5 protein-coding genes are annotated in these 6,492 nt (G+C 60.6%); all 5 read right to left on the reverse strand.

All coding sequences use genetic code 11. The features are described from left to right. Nucleotides 1-59: 59 nt before the first annotated feature. Nucleotides 60-1,532, reverse strand: coding sequence for a mannitol dehydrogenase family protein (locus AO268_RS21715; protein ID WP_099169802.1), 1,473 nt, complete (start codon nucleotides 1,530-1,532; stop codon nucleotides 60-62). 15 nt (nucleotides 1,533-1,547) lie between these two features. Then, a complete protein-coding gene (locus tag AO268_RS21720; RefSeq protein WP_099169803.1) occupies nucleotides 1,548-2,651 on the reverse strand; it encodes an ABC transporter ATP-binding protein in 1,104 nt (367 codons plus the stop codon). Between the two features lie 27 nt (nucleotides 2,652-2,678). Beyond that, a complete protein-coding gene (locus tag AO268_RS21725) occupies nucleotides 2,679-3,509 on the reverse strand; it encodes a carbohydrate ABC transporter permease (RefSeq protein ID WP_076961012.1) in 831 nt (276 codons plus the stop codon). Between the two features lie 10 nt (nucleotides 3,510-3,519). Then, nucleotides 3,520-4,407, reverse strand: coding sequence for a carbohydrate ABC transporter permease (locus AO268_RS21730; RefSeq protein WP_099169804.1), 888 nt, complete (start codon nucleotides 4,405-4,407; stop codon nucleotides 3,520-3,522). Nucleotides 4,408-4,569: 162 nt separating this feature from the next. Beyond that, nucleotides 4,570-5,880 carry an ABC transporter substrate-binding protein gene (locus AO268_RS21735; protein WP_099169805.1) on the reverse strand — a complete coding sequence of 437 codons (1,311 nt, stop codon included), beginning with the start codon at nucleotides 5,878-5,880 and terminating at the stop codon, nucleotides 4,570-4,572. Between the last annotated feature and the right edge of the window lie 612 nt (nucleotides 5,881-6,492).

Genomic DNA, 6,492 nt, shown 5'->3' on the forward strand with positions numbered 1-6,492 from the left:
GGTTGCCTGGACGGCCGCCATCGCAGGCAAGCCAGCTCCCACAGGTTGATCGGGTTTCTTCAGGAGGTAAGTTGTTTCAGGGTTTCTGTTACACCGTTATCGCGCAAACTGGCAAAACACCGCTCGAACGCGGCCACAAACTCCGGTGAATGGGGAATCGCCGGGCCAAAAATCTCTTCCACCGTCAACAACCGTTGGCTGATCAACCCGTCATCTGCCACCAGTGCCCGGCAGAAGTCGGCGCGGGGGTCGGGGATGCGGTAGCGCACGCCATTTTCATCCACGCCCTGCAAGTACAAGGCCCAGGCCGCCACCACCAGGGCCGCGCGCTCGGTGTCACGGCCCTCGGCAATCAAGCGGTTGATGGTCGGTACGGTGAACTTGGGAAACTTCGACGAACCATCGGAACACACGCGCTCCAACTGATCGGCAATCGCCTGGTTGGAGAAGCGCTCCACCAGGGTCTGCTTGTACTGCGTCAGGTCAATGCCCGGCACCGGCGCCAGGTGGGGGGTCACGTCCAGGTCCATATAGGCACGCATATACGCGACAAACAGCGGATCGTTCATGGTCTCGTGGACAAACCGATAACCCTTGAGAAACCCCAGGTAGGTCAGGGCCAGGTGGCTACCGTTGAGCAGGCCGATCTTCATTTCTTCATAGGGGGTGACGTCATCGGTGAACTGCACGCCCACCTGTTCCCAGGCCGGGCGGCCGTTGACGAATTTGTCTTCCAGCACCCATTGCACAAAGGGTTCGCACACCACCGGCCAGGCATCATCAATGCCGTGTTCATCATGCAGTTGCAGGCGGTGGGTGGTGCTGGTCATCGGTGTGATGCGGTCGACCATCGCATTGGGGAAGCTCACGTTATCCTTGATCCAGTCATGCAGGTCGGCATCGCGCAACGCCGCGAATGCCAGCAGCGCCTTGCGGGTCACGGTGCCGTTGTGTGGCAGGTTATCGCAGGACATCACGGTAAAGGCCGCAACACCCGCCGCACGGCGCTGGGCCAGGGCGGCGCAGATAAAGCCGAACACGGTCCTGGGGGCCGCAGGGTGGGCCAGGTCATGCTGGATCTGCGGCAGGTGGGCCATGAATTCGCCGTTGCTGTCGTCGATGCAGTAGCCGCCTTCGGTGATGGTCAGCGAGACGATGCGGATGGCAGGGCTGGCCAGCTTGTCGATCAGGGCCTGGGCGCCGTCTTGTGCCAGCAGCATGTCGCTGATGGCGCCGATCACCCGCACTTCGGTGTCATCGGTGTCGCCCAGCTCATACAAGGTGAACAGATAGTCCTGGCCGGCCAGGTCATCCCGCGCCTTGCGGTCTTCGGCCCGCAGGCCAATGCCGCAGATGCTCCAGTCCAGGCCGACGCCAGTGTTCATCAAGGCGTCGGTGTAATACGCCTGGTGCGCACGGTGGAAACCGCCGACGCCGATATGGGCGATGCCCTGGCGCGTATCGGCAATGGTGTAGGCCGGCAGGCGCACTTCGGGCGCCAGCAGCGTGAGGTTCTGCTTATTGAGTTTCATCAAGAGTTCTCGAAATCAGGCGGCAGCGCGCAGTGGACGAGCCACCGCCACACCGTCGCTGTCAAATAGATGGCAGTGCGCCGGGTCCAGGTGCAGTTGCAGGGTCTCGCCATACTGGCTGGCCATATCGCCACGGATTCGCAAGGTCAGCGGCTCACCACTGGCGGTGAGCACATGGCAGAAGGTGTCACTGCCCAGGCGCTCGCCCACGTCGGCGGTGACGGTCAGGGGGGTATCGCCCGGTGCGGCCAGCTCCAGGTGCTCGGGGCGGATACCCAGGGTCACCGCGCTGCCCACGCTCAAGCTGGCGCTGCTCAAGGGCAGGCTGACCAGGGTGCCGGCGTCCAGTTGCACGTCGCAGCCCTGGCCGTCGAGCCGGGTGACCTGGCCCTTGAGAAAGCCCATTTTCGGTGTGCCCAAAAAGCCCGCGACAAACAGGTTGGCCGGCTGGTGGTACAGCTCCAGGGGCGAGCCGACCTGTTCGATGCGCCCGCTGTTGAGCACCACCACCTTGTCGGCCAGGGTCATGGCTTCGACCTGGTCATGGGTCACGTAAATCATGGTGGCCTGCAGTTCTTTATGCAGGCGCGCCAGCTCCAGGCGCATTTGCACGCGCAGGGCCGCGTCGAGGTTGGACAGTGGCTCGTCGAACAGGAAGATTTTCGGGTTGCGCACAATCGCCCGGCCAATGGCCACGCGCTGGCGCTGGCCGCCAGACAACTGCTTGGGCTTGCGCTCCAGCAACGGGCCCAGCTCCAGGATGCGCGCCGCCTCGCTGACTTTGCTGTCGACGATCTTTTTGTCCACGCCGGCCAGGTCCAGGGCAAACGACATGTTCTTGCGCACGCTCATATGCGGGTACAGGGCGTAGGTCTGGAACACCATGGCCAGGTCGCGCTTGGCCGGGGTCACTTCGGTGATATCGCGGCCATCGAGTTCGATGGTGCCTTCGCTGACTTCCTCAAGGCCGGCAATCAGGCGCAGCAGGGTCGACTTGCCACAGCCGGAGGGGCCGACGAATACCACGAACTCCTTGTCGTGCACCTCCAGGTCGATGCCCTTGATGATGGAGAAACCCTCGAAGCCTTTTTGCAGATTCTTGATTTTCAGGTTGGCCATGATGGGCCTCCTTTTAATAAGGGGTCGTTATTTCACTGCGCCAAAGGACAGGCCGCGCACCAGTTGCTTCTGGCTGATCCAGCCAAAGATCAGGATCGGTGCGCAGGCCAGGGTCGAGACGGCGGACAATTTGGCCCAGAACAAACCTTCGGGGCTGGAGTAGGAGGCGATCAGCGCGGTCAACGGCGCGGCATTCGACGAGGTCAGGTTCAGCGACCAGAACGCCTCGTTCCAGCACAGGATCAGCGACAGCAACACCGTGGAGGCCAGGCCGCCCTTGGCGATGGGCAGCAGCACCCGCAGCATTTCCTGCCACAGGCTGGCGCCGTCCAGGCGCGCGGCTTCGAGGATGTCCTTGGGGATGTCCTTGAAGTAGGTGTACACCATCCACACCACAATCGGCAGGTTGATCAGGGTGTAGATGATGATCAGCGCGATGCGCGTATCCAGCAGGCCCATGCTCTTGGCCAGCAGGTAGATGGGCATCAGCACGCCCACCGGGGGCAGCATCTTGGTCGACAGCATCCACAGCAACGTGCCCTTGGTGCGCTGGGTTTCGTAGAACGCCATGGAGTAGGCCGCCGGCACCGCAATCAGCAGGCACAGGGCGGTGGCGCTGAAGGAAATCACCACCGAGTTCCAGGCAAAGCTGGCGTAATTGCTGCGCTCATTGATGTGCAGGTAGTTCTCCAGGGTGGGCGTGAAGATGAACTGCGGCGGCGTGGCAAACGCGTCGATTTCGGTCTTGAAACTGGTGAGCACCATCCAGAAGATCGGGAAGAAAATCACGATGGCGATGGCCCAGGCCAGGGTGCCGAGCAGCAGGCTTTGCAGGCGGCGGGATTGTTGAAGCGTCATGGCGCGGCCCTCAAGGTTTGTCAGTCAGGTTTTTGCCGAGCATCCGCACCAGGATGATCGCCGCAATATTGGCAATGACCACGGCAATCAAGCCGCCAGCCGAGGCCATGCCCACGTCGAACTGCACCAGCGCCTGGTTGTAGATCAGGTAGGCGAGGTTGGTCGAGGCGTAGCCGGGGCCGCCGTTGGTGGTGGTGAAGATCTCGGCGAATACCGAGAGCAGGAAAATCGTCTCGATCATCACCACCACGGCAATGGGCCGGGCCAGATGCGGCAGGGTCAGGTGCCAGAAAATTGCAATCGGCCCGGCACCGTCCAGGCGCGCGGCTTCTTTCTGTTCCTGGTCCAGGGACTGCATGGCGGTCATCAGGATCAGGATCGCGAAGGGCAGCCATTGCCAGGACACAATGATGATGATCGACAGCAGCGGGTAGTGCGCCAGCCAGTCCACCGGCTGCGCGCCAAACAGCTTCCACACCGCCGCCAGTACGCCGGACACCGGGTGGAAAATCAGGTTCTTCCAGATCAGCGCACCGACCGTGGGCATGATAAAGAACGGCGAGATCAGCAACACCCGCACCAGCCCGCGGCCGAAAAACTCGCTGGCCTCCAGCAAGGCACTGATCAACACCCCCAGCACCACGCTGATCAGCAGCACGCTGCCGACCAGCAACAGGGTGTTGCTGGCGCCGGGCAAAAAGCCGGAATCGGTGACGAAGTAGGTGAAGTTCTCCAGGCCCACGAACTGGTTTTCGCCGGGGTAGAGCAGGTTGTAGCGGATCAGCGAAAAATACAGGGTCATGCCCAGGGGCACGATCATCCACAGCAGCAACAGGGCCACCGAGGGGCTGACGAGGAACCAGCCGGGGTTGCGCAGGCGGCTTTTAGACGTATTCATGACAATCAAAACCCATTGGAGGCATACAGAATTAGCCTTGGAATGCGGTCAATGTAGGCGCTGGCTTGCCTGCGATAGCGGTCGATCAGTTAACTGATTTATCCACTGACAGGCCGCCATCGCAGGCAAGCCAGCTCCCACATCGACTGTGGTGAGCCTGGGCTATTTGGGGTAGCCGGCCCGCTTCATTTCCCGCTCGGTGGTGGTTTGCGCGGCGGCCAGGGCCTGGTCCACTGTCTGCTGGCCGGTCAGGGCGCCGGAGAAGAACTTGCCCACCTGGGTGCCAATGGCCTGGAACTCAGGGATGGTCACCAACTGGATACCGATATAGGGCACCGGCTTGAGGGTCGGTTTGGTCGGGTCCGCGACTTTCAGCGACTCCAGCGTCACCTTGGCAAATGGCGCAGCCTGCATGTACTCCTCGCTGTAAGTCGAGGCGCGGGTGCCTGGCGGGACATTGGCAATGCCGTCGGTCTTGGCCACCAGCGCGCCGTATTCCTTGGAGGTTGCCCAGGCACTGAAGACCTTGGCTGCGTCCTTGGCTTTGGAACTGGTCGGGATCGCCAGGGACCAGGAGTACAGCCACGAGCTGCCCTTGTCGGTGACCTGTTGCGGGGCAAAGGTAAAGCCGACGTGATCGGCGACCTTGCTCTGGGTCTTGTCGGTAACGAACGAACCGGCGACGCTGGCATCCACCCAGATCGCGCACTTGCCGCTGTTGAACAGCGCCAGGTTCTCGTTGAAGCCGTTGCTGGACGCGCCGGGTGGGCCGGACTTCTTCATATTGTCGACGTAGAAGTTCAGCGCGTCCTTCCACTCGGGGCCGTTGAATTCGGGTTGCCACTGCTCATTGAACCAGCGCGCGCCATAGCCATTGGCCAGGGTGGTGATCAGCGCCATGTTCTCGCCCCAACCGGCCTTGCCGCGCAGGCACAGGCCGTATTGCTCCTTGTTCTTGTCGGTGAGCTTTTGCGCAAACTCGCCAATCTGCACCCAGGTCGGATGCTCGGGCATGCTCAGCCCGGCCGCCTTGAACAGGTCGGTGCGGTAGTAGGTGATGGAGCTTTCGGCGTAGAACGGCAGGGCGTACAGCGAGCCCTTGACCGAAAGGCCGTCACGCACCGAAGGGAACACATCGTCCAGGTCGTAGGACGCCGGCAGGTCCTTCATCGGTTCCAGCCAGCCCTTGGCACCCCAGAGTGCAGCTTCGTACATGCCGATAGTCAGTACATCGAACTGCCCGCCCTGGGTTGCAATGTCAGTGGTCAGGCGTTGGCGCAGCACATTCTCTTCGAGTACCACCCAGTTCAACTGGATGTCCGGGTGCTCGGCCTCGAAGGTTTTCGAGAGCTTTTGCATGCGGATCATATCGCTGTTGTTGACGGTGGCAATGGTCAGGGTTTGCGCACCCAGGCTGGCGGCGCTGAGGGTCATGCAGGTACAGGCAAGCAGGGCTTTTGCAGTGGAATTCATCGCGCACTCCGTTTCTGCGCCCGGGGGCTGCAGAAGGACAGTTATTGTTGTTGTGTCTTCCCAAGGTGGCAGGAAGAGTGTGCGTTGATTACAGCGCTGCGCAGGCGTGATGACAAATCCTTGGGAGCACTTTGACTGATACTTTTTTGCACTGGACCCTGCTGAAAGCTGCCTCAGGGAAGTCTATGCATAAGGGATTGGTGCTGATGCCACCTGTTACTTTTGACAGTAGACGATATAAACAAATAGCCGGTTAATGATGGAGCACAATCCAATCAGGAGATGGCTATGGATCTTTCCAAGGTAAGACCCACGATTAACCCGTTGTACAAAGCGGTTCTAGGCCTGGGCGTGGCACTGTTTATCAGTGCCTGCACAACACAATCACCCAATGCTGAAGAACCCCGTTGCACGAGAGAAGGTTATTTTAAAAGTACGGTTATCGTGGGCGGGTATTACAGGTGCGTCTGGAATCCTCGAACTCAAAAGTACACTAGATATGACTACCACTGCCCTAGGGAAACTCTGAAAAAGACTTTCTGATTTGGCAAAATACCGCGACCCCACCCACCGAGTTTCCCGATGAAGCAGATGACCTTCGCCGACGCCGAG

Source organism: Pseudomonas sp. ICMP 8385, from assembly GCF_002699915.1.
In the GTDB taxonomy this organism is placed as follows: domain Bacteria; phylum Pseudomonadota; class Gammaproteobacteria; order Pseudomonadales; family Pseudomonadaceae; genus Aquipseudomonas; species Aquipseudomonas gessardii.

Coding starts and splice junctions, on each gene's coding strand:
- AO268_RS21730 (WP_099169804.1), bottom strand. CDS start 4,407: ATGAATACGTCTAAAAGCCGCCTGCGCAACCCCGGCTGGTTCCTCGTC.
- AO268_RS21735 (WP_099169805.1), bottom strand. CDS start 5,880: ATGAATTCCACTGCAAAAGCCCTGCTTGCCTGTACCTGCATGACCCTC.
- AO268_RS21715 (WP_099169802.1), bottom strand. CDS start 1,532: ATGAAACTCAATAAGCAGAACCTCACGCTGCTGGCGCCCGAAGTGCGC.
- AO268_RS21720 (WP_099169803.1), bottom strand. CDS start 2,651: ATGGCCAACCTGAAAATCAAGAATCTGCAAAAAGGCTTCGAGGGTTTC.
- AO268_RS21725 (WP_076961012.1), bottom strand. CDS start 3,509: ATGACGCTTCAACAATCCCGCCGCCTGCAAAGCCTGCTGCTCGGCACC.